The organism is Buttiauxella selenatireducens (genome assembly GCF_031432975.1).
Lineage (GTDB): Bacteria > Pseudomonadota > Gammaproteobacteria > Enterobacterales > Enterobacteriaceae > Buttiauxella > Buttiauxella selenatireducens.
In genome coordinates this window covers 5,071,988-5,097,658 of sequence record NZ_CP133838.1, presented here as the reverse complement: position 1 = coordinate 5,097,658, position 25,671 = coordinate 5,071,988, and the positions used below count along the sequence as shown (strand labels likewise).

The 25,671-nt window shown below is 50.6% G+C and carries 27 protein-coding genes; 11 read left to right on the top strand and 16 right to left on the bottom strand.

The window, feature by feature from the left end:
- Window positions 1-29 precede the first annotated feature (29 nt).
- The 3 genes from secB (at window position 30) to cysE (ending at window position 2,414) form a co-directional block, all read left to right on the top strand.
- Window positions 30-497, top strand: a complete 468-nt coding sequence (secB, locus tag RHD99_RS23385; RefSeq protein WP_139881178.1) for a protein-export chaperone SecB — start codon at window positions 30-32, stop codon at window positions 495-497.
- Window positions 497-1,516 carry an NAD(P)H-dependent glycerol-3-phosphate dehydrogenase gene (gene gpsA, locus RHD99_RS23380; RefSeq protein ID WP_183272910.1) on the top strand — a complete coding sequence of 340 codons (1,020 nt, stop codon included), beginning with the start codon at window positions 497-499 and terminating at the stop codon, window positions 1,514-1,516. The genes secB and gpsA overlap by 1 nt, the downstream gene beginning before the upstream one ends.
- Before the next feature lie 76 nt (window positions 1,517-1,592).
- Window positions 1,593-2,414 carry a serine O-acetyltransferase gene (gene cysE, locus RHD99_RS23375; protein WP_183272909.1) on the top strand — a complete coding sequence of 274 codons (822 nt, stop codon included), beginning with the start codon at window positions 1,593-1,595 and terminating at the stop codon, window positions 2,412-2,414.
- On the opposite strand, the gene trmL is transcribed toward cysE, so the two are convergent.
- The 3 genes from trmL to cpxR all read right to left on the bottom strand — a co-directional run bounded on the left by trmL (window position 2,411) and on the right by cpxR (window position 5,039).
- The gene (gene trmL, locus RHD99_RS23370) at window positions 2,411-2,884 is read right to left on the bottom strand and encodes a tRNA (uridine(34)/cytosine(34)/5-carboxymethylaminomethyluridine(34)-2'-O)-methyltransferase TrmL (RefSeq protein ID WP_120064389.1); all 474 of its coding nucleotides are present in this window, start codon (window positions 2,882-2,884) and stop codon (window positions 2,411-2,413) included. The genes cysE and trmL overlap by 4 nt on opposite strands.
- An 89-nt stretch (window positions 2,885-2,973) precedes the next feature.
- On the bottom strand, window positions 2,974-4,344 hold the full coding sequence (cpxA, locus tag RHD99_RS23365; protein WP_270141655.1) for an envelope stress sensor histidine kinase CpxA: 1,371 nt from the start codon (window positions 4,342-4,344) through the stop codon (window positions 2,974-2,976).
- Window positions 4,341-5,039 (bottom strand): envelope stress response regulator transcription factor CpxR, encoded by a 699-nt coding sequence (gene cpxR, locus RHD99_RS23360; protein WP_034461436.1) that lies wholly within the window; start codon window positions 5,037-5,039, stop codon window positions 4,341-4,343. The genes cpxA and cpxR overlap by 4 nt, the downstream gene beginning before the upstream one ends.
- A 150-nt stretch (window positions 5,040-5,189) precedes the next feature.
- Here cpxR and cpxP point away from each other — a divergent pair, with 150 nt between their 5' ends.
- The 5 genes from cpxP (at window position 5,190) to RHD99_RS23335 (ending at window position 9,857) form a co-directional block, all read left to right on the top strand.
- Window positions 5,190-5,687: a cell-envelope stress modulator CpxP gene (gene cpxP / locus RHD99_RS23355; RefSeq protein ID WP_183272907.1), complete on the top strand. Its 498-nt coding sequence runs from the start codon at window positions 5,190-5,192 to the stop codon at window positions 5,685-5,687.
- 124 nt (window positions 5,688-5,811) lie between these two features.
- Complete coding sequence (fieF, locus tag RHD99_RS23350) at window positions 5,812-6,714, top strand: CDF family cation-efflux transporter FieF (RefSeq protein ID WP_183272906.1); 903 nt, start codon at window positions 5,812-5,814, stop codon at window positions 6,712-6,714.
- 183 nt (window positions 6,715-6,897) lie between these two features.
- The gene (gene pfkA / locus RHD99_RS23345) at window positions 6,898-7,860 is read left to right on the top strand and encodes a 6-phosphofructokinase (RefSeq protein WP_183272905.1); all 963 of its coding nucleotides are present in this window, start codon (window positions 6,898-6,900) and stop codon (window positions 7,858-7,860) included.
- Between the two features lie 151 nt (window positions 7,861-8,011).
- Entirely contained in the window at window positions 8,012-9,001 is a 990-nt protein-coding gene (locus RHD99_RS23340) for a sulfate ABC transporter substrate-binding protein (RefSeq protein WP_183272904.1), read from the top strand.
- A 97-nt stretch (window positions 9,002-9,098) separates the two neighbouring features.
- Window positions 9,099-9,857, top strand: coding sequence for a CDP-diacylglycerol diphosphatase (locus RHD99_RS23335; protein ID WP_374708497.1), 759 nt, complete (start codon window positions 9,099-9,101; stop codon window positions 9,855-9,857).
- A gap of 68 nt (window positions 9,858-9,925) precedes the next feature.
- On the opposite strand, the gene tpiA is transcribed toward RHD99_RS23335, so the two are convergent.
- The gene (gene tpiA, locus RHD99_RS23330) at window positions 9,926-10,693 is read right to left on the bottom strand and encodes a triose-phosphate isomerase (protein WP_034461430.1); all 768 of its coding nucleotides are present in this window, start codon (window positions 10,691-10,693) and stop codon (window positions 9,926-9,928) included.
- Between the two features lie 110 nt (window positions 10,694-10,803).
- Window positions 10,804-11,403, bottom strand: a complete 600-nt coding sequence (locus RHD99_RS23325) for a DUF1454 family protein (RefSeq protein ID WP_309876903.1) — start codon at window positions 11,401-11,403, stop codon at window positions 10,804-10,806.
- A gap of 114 nt (window positions 11,404-11,517) precedes the next feature.
- Between RHD99_RS23325 and RHD99_RS23320 the strand changes: the two genes are divergently transcribed.
- Window positions 11,518-11,937 carry a DUF805 domain-containing protein gene (locus RHD99_RS23320; RefSeq protein WP_309876901.1) on the top strand — a complete coding sequence of 140 codons (420 nt, stop codon included), beginning with the start codon at window positions 11,518-11,520 and terminating at the stop codon, window positions 11,935-11,937.
- Between the two features lie 16 nt (window positions 11,938-11,953).
- On the opposite strand, the gene fpr is transcribed toward RHD99_RS23320, so the two are convergent.
- The 4 genes from fpr to RHD99_RS23300 all read right to left on the bottom strand — a co-directional run bounded on the left by fpr (window position 11,954) and on the right by RHD99_RS23300 (window position 16,297).
- Window positions 11,954-12,700: a ferredoxin--NADP(+) reductase gene (gene fpr, locus RHD99_RS23315; RefSeq protein WP_309876900.1), complete on the bottom strand. Its 747-nt coding sequence runs from the start codon at window positions 12,698-12,700 to the stop codon at window positions 11,954-11,956.
- 101 nt (window positions 12,701-12,801) lie between these two features.
- Window positions 12,802-13,812 (bottom strand): class II fructose-bisphosphatase, encoded by a 1,011-nt coding sequence (gene glpX, locus RHD99_RS23310; RefSeq protein ID WP_309876899.1) that lies wholly within the window; start codon window positions 13,810-13,812, stop codon window positions 12,802-12,804.
- 97 nt (window positions 13,813-13,909) lie between these two features.
- Window positions 13,910-15,424 (bottom strand): glycerol kinase GlpK, encoded by a 1,515-nt coding sequence (gene glpK / locus RHD99_RS23305; protein ID WP_309876898.1) that lies wholly within the window; start codon window positions 15,422-15,424, stop codon window positions 13,910-13,912.
- A gap of 21 nt (window positions 15,425-15,445) precedes the next feature.
- On the bottom strand, window positions 15,446-16,297 hold the full coding sequence (locus tag RHD99_RS23300) for an MIP/aquaporin family protein (protein ID WP_309876897.1): 852 nt from the start codon (window positions 16,295-16,297) through the stop codon (window positions 15,446-15,448).
- A 444-nt stretch (window positions 16,298-16,741) separates the two neighbouring features.
- Here RHD99_RS23300 and zapB point away from each other — a divergent pair, with 444 nt between their 5' ends.
- Window positions 16,742-16,981: a septal ring assembly protein ZapB gene (gene zapB, locus RHD99_RS23295; protein WP_034461423.1), complete on the top strand. Its 240-nt coding sequence runs from the start codon at window positions 16,742-16,744 to the stop codon at window positions 16,979-16,981.
- A gap of 58 nt (window positions 16,982-17,039) precedes the next feature.
- Here zapB and rraA read toward each other — a convergent pair whose 3' ends face one another.
- The 7 genes from rraA to priA all read right to left on the bottom strand — a co-directional run bounded on the left by rraA (window position 17,040) and on the right by priA (window position 25,080).
- Window positions 17,040-17,525, bottom strand: coding sequence for a ribonuclease E activity regulator RraA (gene rraA, locus RHD99_RS23290; protein WP_034500052.1), 486 nt, complete (start codon window positions 17,523-17,525; stop codon window positions 17,040-17,042).
- 92 nt (window positions 17,526-17,617) lie between these two features.
- On the bottom strand, window positions 17,618-18,547 hold the full coding sequence (gene menA, locus RHD99_RS23285) for a 1,4-dihydroxy-2-naphthoate polyprenyltransferase (RefSeq protein ID WP_309876896.1): 930 nt from the start codon (window positions 18,545-18,547) through the stop codon (window positions 17,618-17,620).
- Between the two features lie 75 nt (window positions 18,548-18,622).
- On the bottom strand, window positions 18,623-19,957 hold the full coding sequence (hslU, locus tag RHD99_RS23280) for an ATP-dependent protease ATPase subunit HslU (RefSeq protein ID WP_183272895.1): 1,335 nt from the start codon (window positions 19,955-19,957) through the stop codon (window positions 18,623-18,625).
- A 9-nt stretch (window positions 19,958-19,966) separates the two neighbouring features.
- Complete coding sequence (hslV, locus tag RHD99_RS23275) at window positions 19,967-20,497, bottom strand: ATP-dependent protease subunit HslV (RefSeq protein WP_034461419.1); 531 nt, start codon at window positions 20,495-20,497, stop codon at window positions 19,967-19,969.
- Between the two features lie 90 nt (window positions 20,498-20,587).
- Window positions 20,588-21,595, bottom strand: a complete 1,008-nt coding sequence (gene ftsN / locus RHD99_RS23270) for a cell division protein FtsN (RefSeq protein ID WP_309876894.1) — start codon at window positions 21,593-21,595, stop codon at window positions 20,588-20,590.
- A gap of 89 nt (window positions 21,596-21,684) precedes the next feature.
- Complete coding sequence (cytR, locus tag RHD99_RS23265; protein WP_309879254.1) at window positions 21,685-22,719, bottom strand: DNA-binding transcriptional regulator CytR; 1,035 nt, start codon at window positions 22,717-22,719, stop codon at window positions 21,685-21,687.
- 165 nt (window positions 22,720-22,884) lie between these two features.
- Entirely contained in the window at window positions 22,885-25,080 is a 2,196-nt protein-coding gene (priA, locus tag RHD99_RS23260; protein WP_309876892.1) for a primosomal protein N', read from the bottom strand.
- 205 nt (window positions 25,081-25,285) lie between these two features.
- Here priA and rpmE point away from each other — a divergent pair, with 205 nt between their 5' ends.
- The gene (gene rpmE, locus RHD99_RS23255) at window positions 25,286-25,504 is read left to right on the top strand and encodes a 50S ribosomal protein L31 (RefSeq protein ID WP_309876890.1); all 219 of its coding nucleotides are present in this window, start codon (window positions 25,286-25,288) and stop codon (window positions 25,502-25,504) included.
- The last annotated feature ends 167 nt before the right edge of the window (window positions 25,505-25,671 follow it).

Below are 25,671 nucleotides of genomic sequence, written 5' to 3'. Positions count from 1 at the left end.
AGGACGTATTAATTTTTTAAGGGTTAACAATGTCAGAACAAAACAACACAGAAATGGCTTTCCAGATTCAGCGCGTCTACACCAAAGACATTTCTTTTGAAGCACCTAATGCGCCGCACGTTTTCCAGAAAGATTGGCAGCCAGAAGTGAAGCTGGATCTTGATACCGCTTCCAGCCAACTGGCAGACGACGTCTATGAAGTTGTGTTGCGTGTAACTGTGACCGCAACACTGGGCGAAGACACTGCATTCCTGTGTGAAGTTCAGCAGGCAGGTATCTTCTCCATCGGTGGGATCGAAGGTCCGCAGATGGCACATTGCCTGGGTGCGTACTGCCCGAACATTCTGTTCCCTTATGCACGTGAAGCAATCACTAGCCTGGTTTCTCGTGGTACCTTCCCGCAGCTGAACCTTGCACCGGTTAACTTCGATGCGCTGTTCATGAGTTACCTGCAGCAGCAAAACGGCGAAGGTGCTGAAAACCATCAGGATGCCTGATGAATAGCCTTAATGCCTCAATGACTGTGATCGGTGCCGGTTCGTACGGCACCGCTCTTGCCATCACCCTGGCGCGTAATGGTCACCACGTTGTACTGTGGGGCCATGACCCTAAACACCTTGCTACATTGCAGGCCGATCGCTGTAATGCGGCGTTTCTTCCTGATGTCCCTTTCCCTGACACTCTCCACCTCGAAAGCGATTTAGCGAAAGCACTGTCTGCCAGCCGTAATATTCTGGTTGTCGTGCCGAGTCACGTTTTTGGGGAGGTGCTGCGTCAAATCAAACCGTTAATGCGTAACGATGCTCGTATCGTCTGGGCGACAAAAGGTTTGGAAGCGGACACCGGACGCTTGTTGCAAGACGTTGCGCGTGAAGCTCTTGGCGATGAAATCCCGTTAGCGGTGATCTCCGGCCCGACGTTTGCCAAAGAGCTGGCTGCAGGATTGCCGACGGCAATCGCGCTGGCGGCAACGGATGAAACCTTCGCTCAAGACCTCCAGCAATTGCTGCACTGCGGCAAAAGCTTCCGTGTTTACAGCAACCCTGACTTCATTGGCGTGCAGCTAGGTGGCGCGGTGAAGAATGTGATTGCAATTGGTGCGGGGATGTCTGATGGCATTGGCTTCGGGGCGAACGCACGTACAGCGTTGATTACCCGTGGTCTTGCTGAGATGACTCGTCTTGGTTGTGCCTTGGGTGCTGATCCTGAAACCTTCATGGGAATGGCGGGCTTGGGCGATCTGGTTCTGACATGTACGGATAACCAATCACGTAACCGTCGCTTCGGCATGGCGCTGGGGCAGGGTGCGGATGTTGATTCGGCACAGCAGAAAATCGGCCAGGTCGTTGAAGGTTACCGCAATACCAAAGAAGTGCGGGAGTTGGCGGCGCGTTTTGGCGTCGAAATGCCAATAACCGAGGAAATTTATCAGGTATTGTATTGCGGAAAAAACGCTCGCGAGGCAGCATTAACGTTGCTGGGTCGAACGCGCAAGGATGAACGAAACAGCAACTGATGGAACAACACAACCGCGATAACTGAAGCGTTCCGGTACTAAGTACCGGGCGCTGTTTTTCTGTCTGGAGAGAGCAATGTCGTCTGAAGAACTGGATCTGGTGTGGAACAATATTAAAGCTGAAGCACGAGCGCTTGCCGATTGTGAACCGATGTTGGCCAGTTTTTATCATGCAACTCTCCTCAAGCACGAAAATCTCGGTAGTGCATTGAGCTATATGCTCGCCAATAAGTTAGCTTCCCCGATTATGCCCGCTATCGCAATTCGTGAGGTTGTCGAAGAAGCATACGCGGCAGAACCACAAATGATTGCCTCAGCCGCGTGTGATATTCAGGCTGTGCGTACCCGTGACCCGGCTGTTGATAAATATTCCACTCCGCTGTTATACCTGAAAGGCTTTCATGCCTTGCAGTCCTACCGTATCGGTCATTGGTTGTGGAAAGAGGGGCGTCGGGCGTTAGCGATTTTCCTGCAAAACCAGGTTTCCGTATCATTCCAGGTGGATATTCATCCGGCAGCCCAAATTGGTTGCGGGATCATGCTCGACCACGCGACCGGCATTGTGATCGGTGAAACGGCCATTGTCGAAAACGATGTGTCAATTTTGCAGTCGGTCACGTTGGGCGGTACAGGTAAAACCAGCGGCGATCGCCATCCAAAAATTCGTGAAGGCGTGATGATTGGTGCCGGGGCTAAAATCCTGGGCAATATTGAAGTAGGGCGCGGGGCGAAAATTGGCGCAGGTTCCGTGGTGTTACAACCTGTGCCACCACATACCACGGCAGCAGGCGTTCCTGCTCGAATTGTTGGCAAGCCTGAAAGCGATAAGCCTGCCATCGATATGGATCAGCACTTTAACGGAGCCAGCAATGGCTTCGAGTACGGCGACGGAATCTAACTTCTCAAAACGGCGCCAGGATAACCAAGCTGACGCCAGGCTTCATACACCACTACCGATACTGCGTTTGATAAATTCATGCTGCGGCTGTCCGGCATCATTGGGATGCGGATTTTTTGCTCAGCGGGCAATGCATCAAGAATAGTTGCAGGCAGGCCACGTGTTTCCGGGCCAAACACCAGATAATCACCATCCTGATAACTCACTGCGCTGTGGGCTGGGGTGCCTTTGGTCGTTAATGCAAACAGACGCTGCGGATTTTCTGCTTCCAGAAAGGCGTCATAGTCTTTATGGCGATTCACAGCAGCAAACTCGTGATAATCCAGCCCGGCGCGGCGCAGACGCTTATCATCCCAGCCAAAGCCTGTTGGTTCAATGATGTGTAACCGGAAGCCAGTGTTGGCGCACAGACGGATGATATTCCCGGTATTCGGTGGGATTTCAGGTTCAAACAAAACGATATTTAGCATACTGCCCCCATAAGACTTGGCGCGCAGAATATCAATTTATTACCAGAAGGAAAACAGGCCCCGAAGGACCTGTTCTTTACGATGAAGAATTAACGATGGTAGAGCGGTAACCACAGTATCAGGCGCAATCCACCCAGAGGACTGTCGTCGGCTTTCACCCAACCACGATGTTGCTGAACGGCAGTTTCTACAATCGCTAATCCCAAACCCGTACCGCCTGACTCACGATCGCGCGCTTCGTCTGTACGGTAGAAAGGACGGAATATTTGTTCACGATCGGACGGGCTAACGCCTGGGCCATCATCATCTACGGTGATAGTAATACCTTGATTATCAACGGAGAAGTTAACCGCAATTTTCGTGTGTGAATAGCGTAATGCGTTGCGAACAATATTTTCCAGCGCACTTTCCAGCGAGTTGGGATTGCCGTACATCAACCATGGGCCTGGCGGGTAGGTCACCTCCAGCGATTTACCCATCTGTTCTGCTTCAAAGGCTGCGTTATCCAGCACTTCGGACCAGATTTGATTGGCTTTCATGGTCTCGCTCGCCAGCGCATTTTTTTGCTGATTACGGGACATCACCAGCAGGTCGTTGATCATCCCATCCAGACGCTGAGCTTCCGTTTCGATACGCTCCAGTTCTTTGCTTTCACCGGTTTTGCGTCGCAATAAAGCGGTGCCTAATTGCAAGCGGGTCAGTGGGGTCCGCAATTCGTGAGAGATATCGGACAACAGTCTTTGTTGAGTTGTCATCATCCTTTCCAGCGCGGTAACCATCTGGTTAAAACTGGCACCGGCTGCCAGAAACTCCTGGGGCCCGGATTCGAGTTCAGGATGTTGACGTAAATTACCCTGAGCCACTTCATCGGCGGCATTTTTCAACTTACGTGCAGGTTTTGCCAGACTCCATGCCAGCCACAGCAGCAGCGGTGAACTGACCAGCATCGTGACAATAAGCAGCAATAAAGGTCTATCAAACAGCAGGTTAATAAAATCAGATTGGGAGTTACTTGCTGGGCGAATTAGGTAGAGTTGGTAGTTATCTTCACCATCACGTACCGAAAATGGCCCGACTAATTCCACGCGGCCATACTTTTTCTTTTGCGGATGATCGGCGTTATCAGACTGGCCGATAAAGTTACGAATAATCTGCATTTCATTGCGCTGGGCGCCAATAACTCGCCCTTCGCTGGTCACGAGTAACAAACGTTGTCCGGGTGGTGCCCATTTATCAATGGCCCGGAACAAGCGACGCCACCACATCAGGTCGTTCGGTGGATCGTTTTCAAGTTCCGCTTCGACATGCTGTTCAATCATGATGCCTTGACGTTGCTCATTCTCCATCAGCTCGGTCATTTGACGCGAATCCAGTTTCGGCAGCATCAGTACAAGCATCAGCACTAACGCCAGCGTCAACCAGAAGATGGCAAAAATACGCGCGGTAAGGCTACTTATCATGAAGCAGACACCATCAGGTAGCCGCGGCCACGTAATGTTTTAAACCACGGATGCCCATCTTTGCGATCCGGTAACTTACGACGCAAGTTGGAAATATGCATGTCGATAGCGCGGTCGAAAGGTGTCAGACGTTTGCCCAGAACTTCCTGGCTTAAGTGTTCGCGTGAAACGACCTGGCCCAGATGCTGTGCAAGCAAATAGAGCAGGGTGAATTCGGTGCCGGTTAAATCAAGCGCTTGTCCATCAAAGCTCGCTTCCTGACGACCAGGATTCAGGCTTAAACCGTCAACTTCGACCGTCGGAGAACCGCTGTCGCTGTTTTGCTGCTGCTCACTCCAGTGTGAACGACGCAAAATAGCGCGTATACGGGCCACCAGTTCACGATCGTTGAATGGTTTAGGCAGATAGTCATCTGCACCCAGTTCAAGGCCGAGAACGCGATCTAGTTCACTTCCTCGAGCTGTAAGCATAATGACAGGAGTCTGGTGTGACTGGCGCAACTCTTTTAACGTATCAATGCCGTTTTTCTTTGGCATCATCACGTCGAGCAATAAAAGGTCAATGGTGTCATCAAGAAGCTCCAACGCTTGCTCGCCGTCGTGGGCAACAATTACGTTAAAACCTTCCATGTCGAGCAGTTCCTTTAACAGGGAAGTAAGCTCTCGGTCATCATCAACTAGCAGAATTTTATTCATTGTTAAATTACCTCCGAGGCAGAAATTACGTCATCAAGGCGCGCTAATCTATGACTTTACGTTGTTTTACACCCCCTGACGCTAGTTTGCAGCGGGAATCGTAGACTGACTCTCGTTGAATCGCAGCACAGATGATTTCAGGAGCAAGTGATGCGCAATGTTACCGCTGCCGTCATGGCCTCTACATTGACTCTGATAACCCTGTCCAGTCAGGCAAGCGACAACTGGTATCAAGGCGGTGAAGGCTTAGTTAAGCGTAATAACCTTCAGAGCCATATGTTCGAAGGGATAAACCTGACCGAACAACAGCGCCAACAAATGCGCGATCTAATGCAACGGGCACGGCATGATAGCCCACCCGTGAATGTAAGCGAAATGGAGACCATGCATAATCTGGTCATCGCTGAAAATTTTGATGAAACGGCAGTGCGTGTCCAGGCTGAAAAAATGGCACAAGAACAAGTGGCTCGCCAGGTTGAAATGGCGAAAGTACGCAATCAAATGTACCGCTTGTTAACGCCTGAGCAGCAGGCCGTTTTAAACGACAAACACCAACAGCGCATGGATCAATTTCGTGAACTAGCGGATCTGCAACAGATGTCTTCGTTGCAGGAACTGAGTAGTAGCAGTAAGCGTAGTAACCAGTAACAAACCCTGTTTTCCTTGCCATAGACACCATCCCTGTCTTCCCCGCCTACCAAGGCGGGTTTTTTTTGCCTGATGGTTCACATGAATCCGCTATACTAGCCAGCAATGATTTGCTGGAGCCCCTATGAATCAACAATATGGGATGCTGGTTAGCCGTGCAGCAATTGCCGCGACGGTAATGGCCTCACTGTTACTTTTGATAAAGATTTTCGCCTGGTGGAACACCGGTTCGGTCAGTATTCTGGCCGCATTGGTCGATTCGCTGGTGGACATTGCTGCGTCGCTGACTAACCTACTTGTCGTGCGTTACTCGCTGCAACCTGCAGATGAAGAACATACTTTTGGCCACGGCAAAGCTGAATCGCTGGCAGCACTGGCGCAAAGTATGTTTATTTCCGGTTCTGCGCTGTTCCTGTTTTTGACTGGCATTCAGCATTTAGCTGAACCGTCGCCAATGAAACAGCCAGTAGTGGGTGTTGTGGTCACGGTCATTGCATTAGTCAGCACGTTAATTCTGGTGACATTCCAACGCTGGGTCGTGCGGAAAACACAAAGCCAGGCGGTTCGAGCAGATATGCTTCATTATCAGTCTGATGTTATGATGAATGGAGCCATTCTGGTTGCGCTAGCGTTGTCCTGGCATGGCTGGCACCGCGCAGATTCGATATTTGCTTTAGGTATTGGTGTCTATATTTTGTATAGCGCGCTGCGTATGGGTTATGAAGCCGTGCAGTCTCTTTTAGATCGCGCTTTACCCGATGACGAGCGACAAGTAATTATTGATATCATCAATTCATGGCCGGGTGTTAAAGGGGCGCATGATCTACGAACGCGGCAGTCAGGGCCGACCCGCTTTATTCAAGTTCATATCGAAATGGAAGACAACCTACCACTGGTTCAAGCACATGTTATTGCTGAACAAGTGGAGCAAGCTCTCTTGCGTCGTTTCCCTGGATCAGATGTGATTATTCACCAGGACCCCTGCTCGGTTGTGCCGACGCAGCAGCAAGGGCATTTTGAGCTTTAATTTTTCGTTGTAAAAGTCAGACAGAGTCGATGCTTTGTGAATAAAATACCGACATATGGCCTGACCTGAATCAATTCAGCAAGAAGCGGCTGTTATACTATTTGTAGCAGAGTCGAGCCACGGCATGCCGCAGGCCGTTTCCGGCAACAGGATTAATTTGCATTCAAAAGTTCAGAGGTAGTCATGATCAAAAAAATTGGTGTGTTGACGAGTGGTGGTGATGCTCCAGGCATGAACGCTGCAATTCGTGGTGTTGTCCGTGCAGCATTGAGCGAAGGTCTTGAAGTTGCGGGCGTATATGACGGCTATCTCGGTTTGTACGAAGACCGCATGGTAAATCTGGACCGCTATAGCGTATCCGATATGATCAACCGTGGCGGTACTTTCCTGGGTTCAGCCCGCTTCCCGGAATTCCGTGATGAGAAAATTCGCGAAGTAGCTATCGAGAATTTAAAAAAACGTGGCATTGATGCGCTGGTGGTTATCGGTGGTGACGGTTCCTACATGGGTGCAAAACGTCTGACCGAAATGGGTTTCCCATGCATCGGCCTGCCAGGCACGATTGATAACGACATCAAAGGTACCGATTACACTATCGGTTTCTTCACGGCACTGGAAACAGTCGTTGAAGCTATCGACCGTCTACGCGACACTTCTTCTTCTCACCAGCGTATTTCTATCGTTGAAGTGATGGGGCGTTACTGTGGCGATCTGACCCTGGCTGCGTCAATCGCAGGTGGTTGTGAGTTTGTCGTATTGCCGGAAGTCGAGTTCAAGCGCGAAGAGCTGGTTGAAGAAATCAAAGCTGGTATTGCGAAAGGAAAAAAACACGCCATTGTCGCGATTACAGAACACATCTGTGATATTCACGAACTTGCGCAGTTCATCGAGACTGAAACCAAACGTGAAACGCGTGCAACCGTACTGGGCCACATCCAGCGCGGTGGGGCTCCGGTTGCTTATGACCGCATTCTCGCTTCCCGTATGGGCGCGTACTCCATTGAACTGCTGTTGCAGGGCTATGGCGGTCGTTGCGTCGGTATTCAGAACGAAAAACTGGTTCACCATGACATTATCGACGCTATCGAAAACATGAAGCGTCCGTTCAAAGGTGACTGGTTGGATTGCGCGAAGAAACTGTACTAATTCGCGGATTGTGAAAATTGAAGCCGGGAAACCCGGCTTTTTGCTGTTTGTTATATGCTCTATAGTTATAGCCAATCTTTTTTTATTCTTTAATGAATGGTTAACTTTCTGGCACGCTGCTTTCATCAAATCCGATTAAAGAGAGCGAACGATGAATAAGTGGGGAGTTGGACTTACATTACTGTTGGCATCAACCAGCGTGTTGGCTAAAGATATTCAGTTACTTAACGTCTCTTACGATCCCACTCGCGAACTTTATGACGAGTACAACAAGGCGTTCAGTGCTCACTGGAAACAGCAAACCGGCGATGACGTTGTGGTTCGTCAGTCTCACGGTGGTTCCGGTAAGCAAGCGACCTCTGTTATCAACGGTATTGAAGCTGATGTGGTGACTCTGGCACTGGCATACGATGTGGATGCTATTGCTGAGCGTGGCCGTATCGATAAAAACTGGATCAAACGCCTGCCTGATAACTCCGCACCTTACACATCGACCATCGTGTTCCTGGTACGCAAAGGCAACCCAAAACAAATTCATGACTGGAACGATCTGATTAAACCGGGCGTTTCTGTTATCACCCCGAACCCAAAAAGCTCAGGTGGCGCGCGCTGGAACTATCTGGCAGCCTGGGGCTACGCTCTGCATCACAACAATAACGACCAGGCAAAAGCGCAGGATTTTGTGAAAGCGTTGTATAAAAACGTTGAAGTGCTGGATTCTGGGGCTCGTGGTTCAACCAGTACTTTTGTTGAGCGTGGAATCGGTGACGTGTTGATTGCCTGGGAAAACGAAGCGTTTCTGGCAACCAACGAGTTAGGCAAAGACAAGTTTGAAATCGTAACGCCAAGTGAGTCAATTCTTGCTGAACCTACTGTTTCAGTCGTAGATAAAGTAGCAGAGAAGAAAGGCACTCAGAAAGTTGCTGAAGAGTACCTGAAATACCTCTATTCACCGGAAGGGCAGGAAATTGTGGCGAAAAATTACTATCGTCCACGTAATGCCGAAGTGGCGAAGAAATATGAAAACGTCTTCCCAAAACTTAAATTGTTCACGATTGATGACGAGTTTGGCGGTTGGACGAAAGCGCAGAAAGAACACTTCTCGAATGGGGGTACCTTCGACCAAATTAGTCAGCGTTAAGCGTAGTAACGGCCCTGAAAAGGGCCGTTTTGCTTTTGTGGCCCCCACGATTGCGTTACGCTGAGCAGCCCTCTTCATTGTTCCTGAGGTTTCAATGCTGCGCCACCGACGCACAATTGTTCTCTTGATCCTCTTATTAATCGTGGTTGTTGTTGGTGGGTTAACCCTGCGGCAATACCTGCATCATCCAGACGCCTTGTGGCGTATCGTTAGCGAACAGTGCATCCCTCATCAGCGTGATAATCAGAACCCTGAGCCTTGCGCCAAAGTGGATTTGCAGACGGGATATGTGCTGCTAAAAGATATCAATGGCCCGCTGCAATACCTGCTGCTACCGACTGCGAAAATGAACGGCATGGAAAGCCCGGAATTATTGCAGTCTAAAACCGCTAATTTCTTATGGCTGGCGTGGCAACAGCGTAACGTTATGAGTGTGCGGCGGGGGGCTCATGTTTCTGACGACGTCATTTCACTGACCATTAACTCCGCGACAGGGCGCTCGCAGAATCAGCTTCATATCCATATTTCTTGTTTGCGGGCGGAAGTACGTGACCAGTTATATCAGTATGCGAATGCAATACACGCCGACTGGCAGACTTTCCCGGTATCTCTGGCTGGAAATCAGTACATTGCCAGAAAGGTCACTACGACGGAGTTTTCACAACATAGCCCATTTATGATGTTGGCCTCTCAGGTTCCGCAGGCAAGGGAAAATATGGGGCGATACAGCCTGGCGATGGCACAACTGAAGGATGGGGAGTGGATAGTGTTGGCGACGGAGCGGAATTTACTGCGCTTCAACCTGGCATCTGCTGAGCAACTGCAAGATCACGACTGTAGATTGTTGAATAAATAAAGGCCCTGCCAGAGCAGAGCCTTTATACCCCTTTGAGTAATCAAAGGGGTATCTAGCTAAGCAGAAACTTACGCTTTTTTCGCTTCAGCCGCAGCTTTAACGATAACGGCGAATGCGTCTGCTTTCAGGGAAGCACCGCCAACCAGCGCGCCGTCGATATCCGGCTGAGCAAACAGCTCTGCTGCGTTTTTGTCGTTTACGGAACCGCCGTACTGGATGATGACTTGCTCAGCCACTTTCGCATCAGCTTTAGCAATGTGGTCACGAATGAATTTGTGAACAGCCTGAGCTTGAGCTGGAGTTGCTGATTTGCCAGTACCGATTGCCCATACTGGTTCGTAAGCGATAACAACGCCTTCGAATGCCGCAGCGCCCTGAGTTTTCAGAACGGCGTCGATTTGACGTGCGCAAACTTCTTCAGTTTTGCCTGCTTCGTTTTCTGCTTCGGTTTCACCGATGCAAAGAACGGGGATCAGGCCAACTTCTTTCAGAATTGCGAATTTTTTAGCGATCAGTTCATCAGACTCTGCGTGGTAAGTACGACGCTCGGAGTGACCGATGATGATGTATTTAGCACCTACATCTTTCAGCATTTCTGCAGAAACTTCACCAGTGAATGCGCCAGACAGGTTCAGGTCTACGTTCTGAGCACCAAGAATGATGTGGCTGCCAGATGCGGCGTGTTTAGCCAGATCCAGATACATAGTAGGAGGAGCGATAGCAACGCCACAGCCAGCAACGCCAGCCAGTTCTTTGCGTAAGCCAGCAATCAGCTCGTGTACCATGTGCTTGCTGCCGTTCAGTTTCCAGTTACCCATCACCAAAGGATGTCGCATCTTCATTCTCCACAAGGTCAAACTAATAAAAGAATCGCTGCCATTCAGGGCAGCATGGTCTGTGAAACAGTATAGAGACTCAACAGGCGAAAGGCTTTGCTTTTTGTCATTTATTCGCCGTTGTTAAGTGTTTCAGATAGCGTCAGCTTAATCGGTTCAACAGCGAAGGTAAGCCCCTTTTCACCGTTGTCTGCGACAACATAGCGGATAGCGCCATCGGTTTGCGCGTAATAACGTTTGTTCTTGCCATTGCTGAGGAGTTTAGTGAGTTTTGCCACGCTTTGCGGCTTTGAAAGCGAGGGCGTAAATGTGCGGATCAGCGCTGCCATATACTCTGTCGCTTTTGCCCGCGCTGCTTTTTGCTCAGGTCCTTGAATCGGCAACCACGTTATCTGGATAGACTTTATTTTCAACGTGCCGCGCTCTAGCGCAGAAGATGTGTAGAGATTTTCGTTAATTTTACTGGCAGCACGTATCAAATTTACTTCATCAGCATTGGCGTCAATGGCACGGAACTCATTGATGAGCAATGTCGGGTTTTCAGCGTTGAATTTTTCCCGAAACTGCGTGATGTTCATGTCGAATGTTGGGGCGCCTGCTAATAAATAGGGAGCGACTTGTAGCGTTGAGGTGGAATCTGAAGGCGGATCAGCCCAAACCACCGAGACGGGTAGTGTCAGTAAAGCCAGAGCTGCAACCAGATGTCTCATCGACAAATTCTCCTGTGAATTCTGCTTTCCGATTAAATCGGCATTCCGTTGGCTTGTCAAAACCCAGCATAGCCAGGGTACACTACGGCGCTAAACAATAAAATGGACCTTACCATGACCATACAGCAATGGCTGTTCTCTTTTAACGGACGTATAGGGCGCCGTGATTTCTGGATTTGGATTGGCGTTTGGTTAATCGCGCTGATCATTCTCTTCACCCTCGCGGGTGCTGAAATCATGCCATATTCTACCGCCGGTTTCTTTTTATCGGGTTCGTTGATACCGACTGCCGCCGTGATTGTGAAACGTCTGCATGACCGAAATAAGAAAGGCTGGTGGGCGCTGCTGTTTATTCCTGCGTGGCTGCTGCTTGCAGGTAATTGGGAAACTTTCGGTACGTTAGCGCAGTGGGGACTTGGTCGTTTTATCCCAACGCTTATTTTTGTGATGATTATTATGGACCTGGGCGCATTTGTTGGCACCCAGGGTGAAAACCGATTTGGTAAAGACACCAGCGAAGTGAAATTCCGCTAACTCACCGCTTTTGATCTTACCAATAGTGTTCAGCAGTCATATGCCCCGGCCGGCGGCGAAGATGTTTGGTCATCTGCCGGGTCTCTTTGAGCAACTGCTGCGTATCTCGTACCATTTGCGGATTCCCGCACAACATCACATGGCTGGTTTCGATATTCATCGGCAGGCCAACCGCTGCTTCAAGCTCACCGCTTTCTATAAGTGCAGGCACACGCCCGGTTAATGACCCTGCAATGGATTCCCGGCTAACAACCGTCTGAATGCGTAATTTCCCTTCATATTGCTGCTGAAGTTTCTGCATCAACGGTAGATAACTCAAGTCCTGCGCATAGCGCACAGCATGCAGCAAAACGATATTTTCGAAGCGCTCGAGGCCTTTTCCTTCCTGTAAAATAGAAAGATACGGGCCGAGTGCTGTTCCCGTTGCCAGCATCCATAATGTCTGACAATCCGGGATTTCATCTAGCACGAAGAATCCAGCCGCTTCGCTCACCAGCATAAGCTCATCGCCAGGTTGCAGTGCGTGTAGGCGAGGGCTGAGTTTGCCTTCAGGTACCGTAACCAGATAGAACTCAAGGTTGGGATCACTCGGCGAATTGACGTAGGAATAGGCGCGCTGAACGCGTTCGCCATCAATTTCCAACCCAAGTTTGGTAAATTGACCCGCAGTGAAAGGGGCGACAGGCGCATGAACTGTGAGACTAAAAAGAGCGTCAGTCCAGTTTTGAACCTGAACAACTTTACCTTTAACCCATTCCGCCATGATGCACGCTCCCCTTTGTTGTGTTTTTCCTATCTTCACCAGAAAAGTGAGAGATTTCCAGCCGGTTAAAGCTGGAAAGCTCAATCAGACAAACGACGGGCTTACAGAATATGGGTCTGTACGTCCTGGTCTTTACGGTCGAGGTAGTGAATGGATTTGATGCGGCGTATGGTGCGTGATTTCCCACGAATCAACAGCGTTTCAGTGGTCGCCATATTCCCTTTACGCGTGATCCCTTCCAGCAAATCGCCTTTGGTTATACCGGTGGCCGAGAAAATAACGTTGTCATTACGCGCCATATCATCAAGCTTCAACACCAGACCGGCTTCAATGCCCATGGCTGTACAACGAGCTATCTCTTGCTCACCGATACGACGGTTTTCTTCGTTGTCACCTTTCACGTGGTGGCGAGCCAACAGGCGGCCGTGCATATCACCGTCCAGAGCGCGGATAACCGCTGCGGAAATAACGCCTTCAGGTGCGCCGCCAATACCGTACATCACATCGACTTCACTATCAGGCATGCAGGTCAAAATAGATGCCGCAACGTCACCATCAGGAATCGCAAATACGCGCACCCCGAGTTTTTGCATTTCAGCAATGACTTCATCGTGGCGAGGTTTAGCAAGAATAGTGACGGTGAGTTCGCTGAGCGGTTTATTGAGTGCTACGGCGACGTTAACCAGGTTTTCAGCCAGCGGAAGATTCAGGTCGATGATGCCTTTAGCACCCGGACCCACAATCAGCTTTTCCATATACATGTCGGGAGCGTTCAGGAAGCTGCCCTTATCACCCACGGCTAAGACTGCCAGCGCGTTTGCCTGGCCCATGGCAGTCATACGGGTGCCTTCAATCGGGTCAACGGCAATATCTACCGCATCGCCCTGGCCAGTACCGACTTTTTCGCCAATGTAGAGCATAGGCGCTTCGTCGATCTCCCCTTCGCCAATCACAATCTGGCCATCAATATTGACCTGATTGAGCACGATACGCATCGCGTTAACAGCGGCGCCATCCGCAATATTCTTATCGCCACGCCCTAACCATTTATAACCCGCCAGCGCTGCAGCTTCGGTTACACGGGAAAATTCAATCGCCAGTTCTCGTCTCATCGCACACTCATTTAGCAAGCCCAATTGCGACGGATTGTAGCACAGATTGATCCCCTCTCCTTTGAGGGAGAGGGGCAGGGTGAGGGGGAAATGAAGATTAGCTTTCTTCGTGATCTTCCCAGGCCAGCGCACGCTTAACGGCCTTTTTCCAGCCAGCATAACGGACGTTGCGCTCAGTGGTTTCAATACCCGGGCGGAACTCTTTCTCGATAACCGCTTTCTCGCTGACTTCATCCAGATTCTGCCAGAAGTCAACCGCCAGACCTGCCAGATAAGCTGCACCTAACGCAGTCACTTCGCGCACTTCAGGGCGCTCTACGCGGGTACCCAAAATGTCCGCCTGGAATTGCATCAGGAAGTTATTCGCCACTGCACCGCCATCAACACGTAAAGCGTGCAAACGAATGTCAGCGTCGGCCTGCATCGCTTCCAGAACATCACGCGTCTGGTAGGCAATGGATTCAAGCGTTGCGCGGATAATATGGTTTGCGTTCACACCGCGAGTCAGGCCGAAGATAGCGCCACGGGCATACGGGTCCCAGTACGGCGCGCCCAGGCCGGTAAAGGCGGGAACGACATACACGCCGTTGGTATCTTTGACTTTAGTGGCAAAGTACTCGGAGTCCGTTGCATCGCTGATAAGTTTCATCTCATCGCGTAGCCACTGAATGGATGCGCCGCCCATAAATACCGCACCTTCCAGCGCATAATTCACTTCGCCACGCGGGCCACAGGCAATAGTGGTCAGCAAACCGTGAGTGGATTTAACCGCCTGCGTGCCGGTGTTCATCAGCATAAAGCAGCCCGTACCGTAGGTATTTTTCGCCATCCCTTCTTTGACGCACAGTTGGCCGAACAGTGCAGCCTGCTGGTCACCGGCGATCCCGGCGATAGGAATACGCGTGCCGCCTTTGCCGCCGATGTTGGTCTGGCCATATACTTCAGACGATTTGCGTACTTCTGGCAGCATGGCGCGCGGAATATCCAGCGCTTCCAGCATGCGGTCATCCCAGTCGAGAGTATGGATATTAAACAGCATGGTACGTGAGGCGTTGGTGTAATCGGTGACGTGTACACGCCCCTGAGTCATTTTCCAGATAAGCCAGGTATCAACCGTACCAAACAGCAGTTCGCCACGGCGAGCACGCTCACGCGAGCCTTCTACGTGGTCGAGGATCCACTTCACTTTGGTGCCAGAGAAGTACGGGTCAACCACCAGGCCAGTCGTTGATTTGATGTACTCTTCCAGGCCATCGCGTTTCAGCTGTTCGCAGATTTCTGCGGTGCGGCGGCATTGCCAGACGATGGCGTTGTAAATCGGTTTACCGGTTTCCTTTTCCCAGACAATCGCGGTTTCACGCTGGTTAGTGATGCCAATGGCGGCAATTTGGTCTGAGTTAATGTCCGCTTTCGCCAGCACTTCAACCAACGTGGAGCTTTGAGTTGCCCAAATCTCCATTGGGTCGTGTTCTACCCATCCTGCTTTTGGATAGATTTGCTGAAATTCGCGCTGTGAAACGCTGACGACGTTAGCATCGTGATCCAGGACGACGGCGCGAGAGCTGGTGGTACCTTGATCAAGTGCGACGATGTATTTTTTTTCGTGAGTCATAATTTTGTCCTGAAGTCAGTCTTACAAAGAAGCATTTTGCTGCGTGGAGTGACTGGATTTTTCTTCCTCTTCCACACAAACATCACACGGTAAATGGCGACCAATAAGCTTACGGTAGCCAAACGCACCTAACGCAGCGCCGACTATCGGGCCAAATACCGGCACCAGGAAGTAAGGGATATCACGACCACCTGTAAAGGCAATGTCACCCCAACCTGCAAGCCAGGCGAAAAGTTTCGGGCCAAAGTCACGCGCAGGGTTCATGGCAAATCCGGTCAAAGGCCCCATTGATGCGCCGATTACTGCGATCAACAAACCAATCAACAGTGGAGCTAACGGGCCACGAGGGACGCCGTTACCATCGTCCGTCAGCGCCAGGATAACGGCCATCAAAATGGCGGTTATCACCATCTCTACTGCGAACGCCTGTAGAAAATTAATGTGCGGATTAGGGTAGGTTGAGAAAATTCCCGCCAAATCCAGACTTTCTACACTGCCACGCACCATGTGATGCGTCTGCTCGTAATCAAGGAATAAATTGTAATACAGGCCATAAACCAAAGCTGCTGCGCAAAACGCACCTGCAACTTGCGACACAATAAATGGCACGACTTTGCGTTTATCGAAACAGGCAAACAACCATAATGCGATGGTCACAGCCGGATTAAGATGCGCGCCGGAAACCCCCGCGGTCATGTAGATAGCCATTGCCACCCCCAGACCCCAGATGACACTAATTTCCCACTGTCCAAAGCTGGCACCTGCCACTTTTAAGGCGGCTACACATCCTACACCGAAGAAAATCAACAACGCGGTACCCATGAACTCGGCGATGCACTGACCTTTCAAGGTTGATGGAGCTGTCTGACTCATAATAGGGTCCTGAAGGCAAAATTAATGATTATTGTTTGTTCGGGCATTCCCTGCCGCGCAGGTGCCATGTAGGCATAGTGTTAATTTATCGTTAACGAACATAAACGAGAAATATCGAGCTTTAAATTTGTGTGTTACGTCATAAAAATGAGCGATTTCGCGCCAACTTGTGCGCATTATCACCCAAGAAAGGCAACGTAAACGCTCATAGAAGTAATCAACGGGTTAACAAAGAGTGATTTTTGAGGGCCGTATCATTCGGCATATGCTGAAAAACGTTATGTTACGCAAAGAGCGCTTGAACTCGCTGGACACGGGTACTCACGCTACTTACAATCGAGACACGCCGCGTGGAGCGCATATATTCATAAGGTGTCTTCGGGGAATATCCGGGACGGGGATTTAAACATCCATCAACGCCTTGCAATTCAGGAGAGATTCTAAATGTCATTTGAAGTGTTTGAGAAACTGGAAGCAAAAGTACAGCAGGCGATTGATACCATCACCCTGCTGCAAATGGAAATCGAAGAGCTGAAAGAGACCAACAACAATCTGTCTCAACAAGTTCAGCAGTCTCAGAGCAATCATGAAGAATTAGTACGCGAAAACAATTCTCTGAAAGAACAACAGCACGTTTGGCAGGATCGTCTGCACGCGTTATTAGGTAAAATGGAAGAAGTGTAAGACCAGAGCTTCAAAAAGAACGGGCGCCCTTGGGCGCCCGTTTTGTTATTCGATTTCGTTATTCTATATCGAGGGGATCTTCGGAAAGGATGATGCCAGTGTTATCGGCATATAAATGGTCACCGGAGAAGAATGTCACGCCACCAAAGTTAACGCGCACATCGCTTTCGCCAACACCAACACCTGCGGAACCCACTGGAATGGCGGCAATCGCCTGGATACCAATATCCAGTTCTTCCAGGTCATCAACCTGACGCACGGCACCGTAAACCACAATGCCTTCCCACTCGTTTTGAGTCGCCAGACGGGCAAGTTCTGCATCAATCAAAGCACGGCGAACTGAACCACCGCCATCAATGACCAGAACACGGCCACGGCCATTTTGTTCGAGCAGATCATACAACAATCCGTTGTCCTCGAAACATTTCACCGTGATGATTTGCCCGCCAAAGGACGACCGCCCACCGAAATTGGAAAACAGCGGTTCAACGACGTTGACATCTTCCTGATAGATGTCGCAAAGCTCGGAAGTATCATATTTCATAGGATTAAGATTCTGTTGCTGCACGAGTTGTCAGTATATCGCTTAATGTTAACTGTTGGCAAAATCATCAATTGTTAATTGATATTTGTCAGCTAAAACGACACCGTACTTAACACAACCCCTACTGCAAACAACAGGTTAGTGAGTAATGCGGCTTTTACCGTGCGTTCAAGCATCGGACGCATAGCGACAGGTTCCTTCTCAAGCAAGACATAACGCGTCTGCTTTATCAGCAATGGAGCGGCCAGGACAAACAGCCATCCCCAAAGGCTTTGCAGCCAGAACAGATTAAATAGCGCAAGGCACGCCAGAGCGCCTAGCAACAGGCAGGCATGATAGCGACGAGCTAACACAGGCCCCAGGCGTACAGCCAGCGTGTTTTTACCGTTTTCTCGATCGCTGTCGATATCACGTAAATTGTTGATATTAAGCACTGCTGTTGCGAGTAATCCGCATGCCGTCGCGGGGAAAAAGACCAATGGCGCGAGGGTATGAGCTTGCAGATACCAGGTTCCTGCCACACTCAGCCAGCCAAAAAAGACCAGTACTGAAATATCGCCAAGCCCCATATAACCATACGGGCGCGTGCCAACGGTGTAGGTAATTGCGGCGATGATGGCCAACAAACCCAGAGCAAGGAAACCAAGGAAATCTGCCAATGTGCGGCAAGCGACGGCGACCAAAGCAAGCCCAGACAAGCAAATCAACACCACGGTGATCATCAGCGCTTTTTTCATTTGCGCCTGAGTAATCACCCCTTTCTGCATTCCGCGTAGTGGGCCGATTCGGTCTTCTTTATCGCTACCTTTAACCGCATCGCCGTAGTCATTCGCCAGATTCGAGAGGATTTGAAGTAGCCCCGCTGTCAGCAACGCCAGTAATGCAATGGCCGGATTAAACACGTCTTGCCAAAAAGCCAACGCGGAGCCACAGACGATAGAGGCAAATGCCAGGGGTAACGTGCGTGGACGCAAGCTTTCAAGCCAGGCCTGAGTTGTGCTTACAGAGTGCGATTCGCTCATAAGTCTCTCTGTTAGATATAAAAAATGGAGGGCATAAGCCCTCCATTTGAAATGAAGAAAATACGTTGAGCGGGATTATAGGATAAAACGGCTCAAGTCTTCATCTGCTACCAACTCATCCAGATGCTTACTGACATATTCACCGTCAATGAGAATGGATTGGCCACTCAGGTCGCTGGCATCATAAGAGATGTCTTCTACCAGACGTTCCAGCACGGTGTGCAGACGACGTGCGCCGATATTTTCGGTGGACTCGTTCACCTGCCATGCGGCTTCAGCGATACGGCGAATACCGTCTGGAGTGAAGTCGATAGTCACGCCTTCAGTGCCCATCAGTGCTTTGTACTGCACGGTGATAGACGCATTTGGCTCAGTCAGAATGCGTTCGAAATCTTCGACAGTCAGCGCCTGTAATTCCACACGAATTGGCAGACGACCCTGCAATTCAGGGATCAGATCTGACGGGCTTGCCACCTGGAACGCACCGGATGCGATAAACAGAATGTGGTCAGTTTTGACCATACCGTGTTTGGTCGAAACGGTGCAGCCTTCAACCAGCGGCAGCAAGTCACGTTGAACGCCTTCACGAGATACATCCGGGCCGGAGCTGTTGCCGCCACGCTTACAGATTTTGTCGATCTCATCGATAAACACGATACCGTGTTGCTCAACGGCATCAATCGCGTCTTGCTTCAGTTCTTCCGGGTTTACAAGCTTCGCGGCTTCTTCTTCAATCAGAAGTTTCATCGCATCTTTGATTTTCAGCTTGCGTGGTTTTTGCTTCTGCCCACCCAGATTCTGGAACATAGACTGCAACTGGCTGGTCATTTCTTCCATGCCAGGAGGCGCCATGATCTCAACGCCCATTGGTGCTGCAGCCAGATCGATTTCAATTTCTTTATCGTCTAACTGGCCTTCACGCAATTTCTTACGGAATGACTGACGAGCTGCTGATGGCTCTTGCGGTGCTTCAGCCTGACCCCAGTTATTTTTAGCGGGTGGGATCAATACATCAAGAATGCGCTCTTCGGCCATTTCTTCGGCACGGAAGCGGTTTTTCTCGATGGATTGCAGACGTACCATTTTCATCGCGGAATCAGTTAGATCGCGGATGATAGAATCCACTTCTTTACCAACATAACCGACTTCGGTGAATTTGGTGGCTTCAACTTTGATGAACGGTGCGTTTGCGAGTTTCGCCAGACGACGGGCAATTTCGGTTTTACCGACACCCGTTGGGCCGATCATCAGAATGTTTTTTGGGGTAACTTCATGGCGCAGCTCTTCATCAAGCTGCATCCGGCGCCAGCGGTTACGTAGCGCAATCGCCACGGAACGCTTGGCATTGTCCTGGCCAATGATATGTTTGTTCAGTTCGCTGACAATTTCGCGTGGGGTCATTTCAGACATGGGGATTCCTTACGCCTTAGACGCTAATTCTTCAATAGTATGGAAATGGTTGGTGTAGATGCAGATATCACCGGCGATCCCCAGCGATTTCTCTACGATGTCACGAGCACCCAGTTCGGTGTTTTCAAGAAGCGCACGCGCTGCTGCCTGGGCGTAAGGGCCACCTGAACCAATAGCAATCAGGTCGTCTTCTGGTTGGATAACGTCACCATTACCGGTGATGATAAGGGAAGCATTTTCATCGGCGACGGCCAGCAGCGCTTCGAGCTTGCGCAGCATACGGTCGGTACGCCAGTCTTTTGCCAGTTCAACCGCCGCTTTCACCAGATGACCCTGGTGCATTTCAAGCTTGCGCTCAAACAGTTCGAATAGGGTGAAGGCATCAGCGGTGCCGCCAGCAAAACCGGCAATCACTTTGTCGTTATACAAACGACGCACTTTTTTGACGTTGCCTTTCATCACGGTATTGCCAAGAGTGGCCTGACCATCACCACCGATTACGACATGGCCGTTGCGGCGTACACTTACTATTGTTGTCACGAGCAGACCCCTTATTGCATCAGCTAAAAAAGTACCCCGATATTATATCGGGGCTGAATGCAATTATAGATGGGGGGGATTTTGGGGGTTTCAACCCCCAGTACCAAGACGAATACAGTTAGAGTGACCCGCCATTTTCAGACGGTTGATCGTCCCATCAGCATTCTCTTTGCCTTTGATTGGCCCAATCACGACGCGATTCCAGCCATTATTGGTGGTAATGCGCGAATCAAAACCTTCGAAAGCCAATTGAGCTCGAACGGTTTCTGCCTGCTCGCTGCCTTTAAATGAACCACACTGCACCATCCAGCGTTTTTCATCTTTCGGTTTGTCCTGCGGAGCCGGAGTTGATTTTACAACGTCGATCGGCGCTGCCGGTTGAGCCGCTTTTGGTTGCGCCTGTTCACGCGGTTGAGTCGTTGGTGTCGTTGCACGCTGCTGAGTATGCGGCGGGGTTTGCAACAAATCCTGGTACGGCTGCTGCGTTGACACTGTAGTACGCGGTTGCTGCTGTACTGGACGCGGTTGCGTCGTTACTGGCTGCGATTGCTGTTGCACGGCTCTTGGTTGTGGCGCAACTTGTTGAGCGGTGAACTGCTGCTGTTGTACTTGCTGCTGCTGAATGGCTTTCTGCCGCTGTAATGTGTGTTGACGCTGTTCTGGCGTCTGTTCATTCCATGGCACTTCATTCAACTGAGTAGGCTGCTGGCGCATATCCGCCTGCATTTTCTCCAACAACTGGCGCTGTTCGCTGGTGAGCTGATCTTTATTCTGCACTTCGCCACCGGCAGTCGGTTCAGTAGGGCTACGCACACCGGTCTGGCGATTCTCCAGCTCTTTGATATAACGCCAGCGTTCTTCTGGTTTAGGTGGCAGACCATTTCCTGTGACTTTATGGCCAGGCAGGGTTTCGCTTTCATCTTTCTTATGATGAGTAATGAAGTACAGAGCACCAATAAAGGTCACCAGAACGGCGGCCGCAATGGCGACCATTGTCGGCGAGACAGATGGTAGGCTGCGTTGCTTGTTGCGGGTGCTACTTTTCTTACGCCGCGTACCTGCCGATTGCCCGCGGCGTACATAATCTCGTTGTGCCACTATCGATTCGCTATATTTTTTACGTTTATCAGCCCGCCATGTTACTTAATGGACATCCCTTTGACCAGAATCCAGTGTCCTAAAGCGGTTCATTTTCTACTGCCTGGTGCGCTGGTGGAGCCTCGTTCAATGAGCTCACAGTCCAGCAAACGCGAACCACTACTCACGGCTTGCCCGTGAAGCTGATCCAATAGCAACAGCATAGCTTCTCGCCCGATATCGAAACGGGGTTGCGCTACAGTGGTGAGCGGTGGGTCACAGAACTGGGAAAGAGCGATGTCATCAAAGCCCATGATTGATAAATCTTCCGGCACGCGTAAGCCGCTGCGCTTGGCCTGGGACAATGCACCCAATGCCATAACGTCGCTATGGCAGAACACCGCGGTCGGCGGATTCGGCAGCGCCAGTAATTTCGATAATGCCGCTGCACCGGCTTCATAGGTGAAGTTTCCCCGCGCTATGTAATGCGGATCGACAACGGTTCCTGCACGGCGCAATGCCTGCACGTACCCTTGCAAGCGGTAGTGACAAAGCGGCATCTCTTCAGGGCCAGCAATACAGGCAATTTTTTGATGACCAAGCTGCTGCAGATAATAAACAGCGTTAAACGCGGCTGTCAGGTTATCAATATGAACTGTTGGCAGTTCCAGTTCAGGCGCAAATTCGTTTGCCATGACCATCGGCGGCAAATTACGTTGCTCTTCAATGCTGGCATCGAAGGGAAGACGTGAGCCGAGCAATAGCATCCCGTCAATCTGCTTGGTGATGATCAGATTGATGAAGGTTTTTTCTTGCTGGTTTTGATGAGCGCAATCACCAATTAGCACCAAATAGCCTTGATCCGCTGCCGTCACTTCGATACCGCGAATAATTTCGCTAAAGAAGGGATCGCAGATATCCGGGACAATAACCAGAATAGTGCGTGATTCATTACGCTTTGAATTTCGCCCCAATGAATGGGGTAAATAACCTACGGCTATTGCCGCTTGTTCCACACGATTACGAGTGCTTTGCGATACTTTGTCCGGGTTCATTAGTGCCCTGGACACTGTTGCGGTTGAGACTTTCGCCTTAACAGCAACATCTTTCATGGTTGCACTTGCAACCTGATTCTTCGGCTTCAACTTCTTCTCCTCGCGTGCACTCGACAGGTGCTGACAACGTCCCTGGTGTCTGACCATGTCCACATTCTTAGCAGAAATTGATGTTCGTTGGTTACAGTTATTTCATTAAAAGTGTGATGCTTGTTGAATTTCTAGATCCGCTTCGCATATCCGCAGGAGTTTGTGCTACCCGTCTATCGGATCAACGTCCAGCGTCCACTTCACTTTGCGTGATTCCGGCAAGGTATTGACCAGTTTCAGTGAATGACTGACCAGGCGTTGCAGGCGTGCTCGAGAAGGGTGTTGCAGCAGAATTTGCCAGCGGAAACGTCCGCCTCGTTTAGGCTGCAAACAAGGAACGGGCCCCATAATCCATAACTGCTCATCTCTTAACGGGCTGGATTCCAGCAGATTGCGTAATTGCTGCAAAAACAGTGGTGCTTGATGATTATTCTGATCTTCCGCGCGGAACATGATGTGGCTAGTAAACGGCGGTAAAAAGACCGTCTGGCGTTCTTTTAGAGCCTGGCTTGCGAAGTCGTCGTAACCTTTGGTGAGCAATGTTTGTAATAAAGGGTGCTCAGGATGGTGCGTTTGTAGAAGGACTTCACCCTGCTTGCCTGCTCGTCCAGCGCGCCCAGAAACCTGAATGTAGAGTTGGGCAAAGCGCTCCGCTGCACGGAAATCTGCGGAAAAAAGTGCACCATCGACATCCAGCAACGCCACCAGAGTGACGTCCGGGAAGTGATGGCCTTTCGCTAACATTTGCGTACCAATCAAAATACGCGCACCACCCTGATGGACCTCCGCCAGTTGTTGCTCAAGCGCCCCTTTTCGGCTGGTAGTATCGCGGTCGATGCGTGAAATCGGAACCCCAGGGAATTCCGGTGCAAGGCTATGCTCAAGCTGTTCCGTTCCCATTCCGACCGGAACCAGATTGGTTGAACCACAGTGCGGGCACTGCTGAGGAACCGGCCTTTGGCTGTCGCAATGGTGGCAGCGTAAATGGCGCTGGCCTTGATGATAGGTGTAGTAGTGATCGCAACGTGGGCATTCCGCTATCCAACCGCACTCATGGCACAGCAGGGCGGGGGCAAATCCACGGCGATTAAGGAACAGGATCACCTGATTATCAGCCTTTAAATGCTGGCCAATTTTTTTGATAAGCGCAGGTGCCAGGCCGGACTTCAACGGCTGTCCTTTTAAATCCACGACTTGTTGTGTCGCAGGGCGTGCATTACCGGCACGCTTTGTCAGGCGCAACTGCCGATATTTTCCCAATTGCACATTGTGCAGGGTTTCCAGTGCGGGAGTCGCGGAGCCAAGAATAATAGGGATGTCTTCCGCATGGGCGCGATAAACGGCTAAGTCACGTGCGTGGTAGCGCCAGCCTTCTTGCTGTTTATACGAGCTGTCGTGTTCTTCATCAATGACGATCACGCCGAGTCGGCAGAATGGGGTAAACAGCGACGAGCGTGTGCCAATGACAATCGCGGCCTCACCGCTGCGTGCTTTTAACCATACGGCAAGGCGCTCGCTGTCGTTAAGCCCGGAATGCAGGACTTCTACTGGCGCGTTAAAGCGTTCGCGGAAACGAGCGATGGTTTGTGGCGTTAAACCAATTTCTGGCACCAACACCAATGCCTGCTTGCCTTGTGCCAGTACATTTTCCAGCACGCTGAGATACACCTCCGTTTTACCGGAGCCGGTAATGCCCGCCAAAAGCCAGACCGCAAAGTGATCGGCAGAGCTATGAATGGCACCGATTGCGGTGGCTTGCTCAGTGTTCAGGCGTAAGCGTTCGCCTTCGACGGAATAGCTGTCGCGCCAGTCAGTCGTCGCAGGTGCGGCACTTTTCAGATCGCACAAACCTTTGGCCCGCAGCGCTTGTAGCCCTGCTTCGCTGATTTCCAGCTCGCTTACCTGATGACGCCAGATGATATTTTGCCGAACCGCTGCCAGCGCCTGCTGCTGTTTAGGCGCGCGCTTGAGGCTATTAAGGTCAACAGCTTTGCCTTCTTCGGTGGCGAACCAGTACCACAAAGGCGCGTGGTGCGCGGGTTTGCCTTCACGCAGCAAACCAGGGAGCGCATGAAAAAGCACATCGCCGATGGGATGATGGTAATACTCGGAAGCCCATATCAGGACGCGCCATAGAGAAGCTGGAAACAATGAGGTTCCATCCAGAACTTCAGCCACCGGCTTGAGCTCGTTGAGCGGCAATTCGCTGTGTTCGCTAACGGCTACGACAATCCCGACAGCCTGGCGTTTGCCAAACGGCACCTTGACGCGGCAGCCTGATGTCACCTGCATTCCAGTGGGAACGAGGTAGTCAAAAGTTCGGGCAAGGGGAACCGGCAAAGCGACGTGGGCTACTGACATGAAAGCTTCCAGGCTGAAAAAGAGGAAATAGTGTACACTGTGTGTTCCAGAAAATGCGGATCAGTTTGCATCCGTGGGCGGGGTTCTGTATGATTCGCCGCCTTTGATGCGCAGTTTTTGGTATCAAAAAACCTAATTTATCAACTTCGCGTGGTGTCTGGCGTTAGGGCTGGAAGAGCGACGCGGCCTTATACAGAGGTTTTCCATGAAAAAGAATATTCACCCGAACTACGCAGAAGTTACTGCAAACTGCTCTTGTGGTAATTCTATCAAGATTCGCTCTACCGTGGGTCATGATCTGAACCTGGACGTATGTGGCGAATGCCACCCGTTCTACACTGGCAAGCAGCGTGATGTTGCTACCGGTGGCCGCGTTGACCGCTTCAACAAGCGTTTCAGCGTTCCAGGCGCAGCGAAGAAGTAATTTCGCCCGCACGGTAAGAGAAAGGCGCCCTTGGGCGCCTTTTTTGTTACCCGTCATCATTCGAGCCATAGGCGCGTTAGCTGCGCTCGTTCACCCCAGTCACTTACTTCAGTAAGCTCCCGGGGATTCGCTCTCTTGCTGCCTTCCTACGACTCGAATGCTATAGG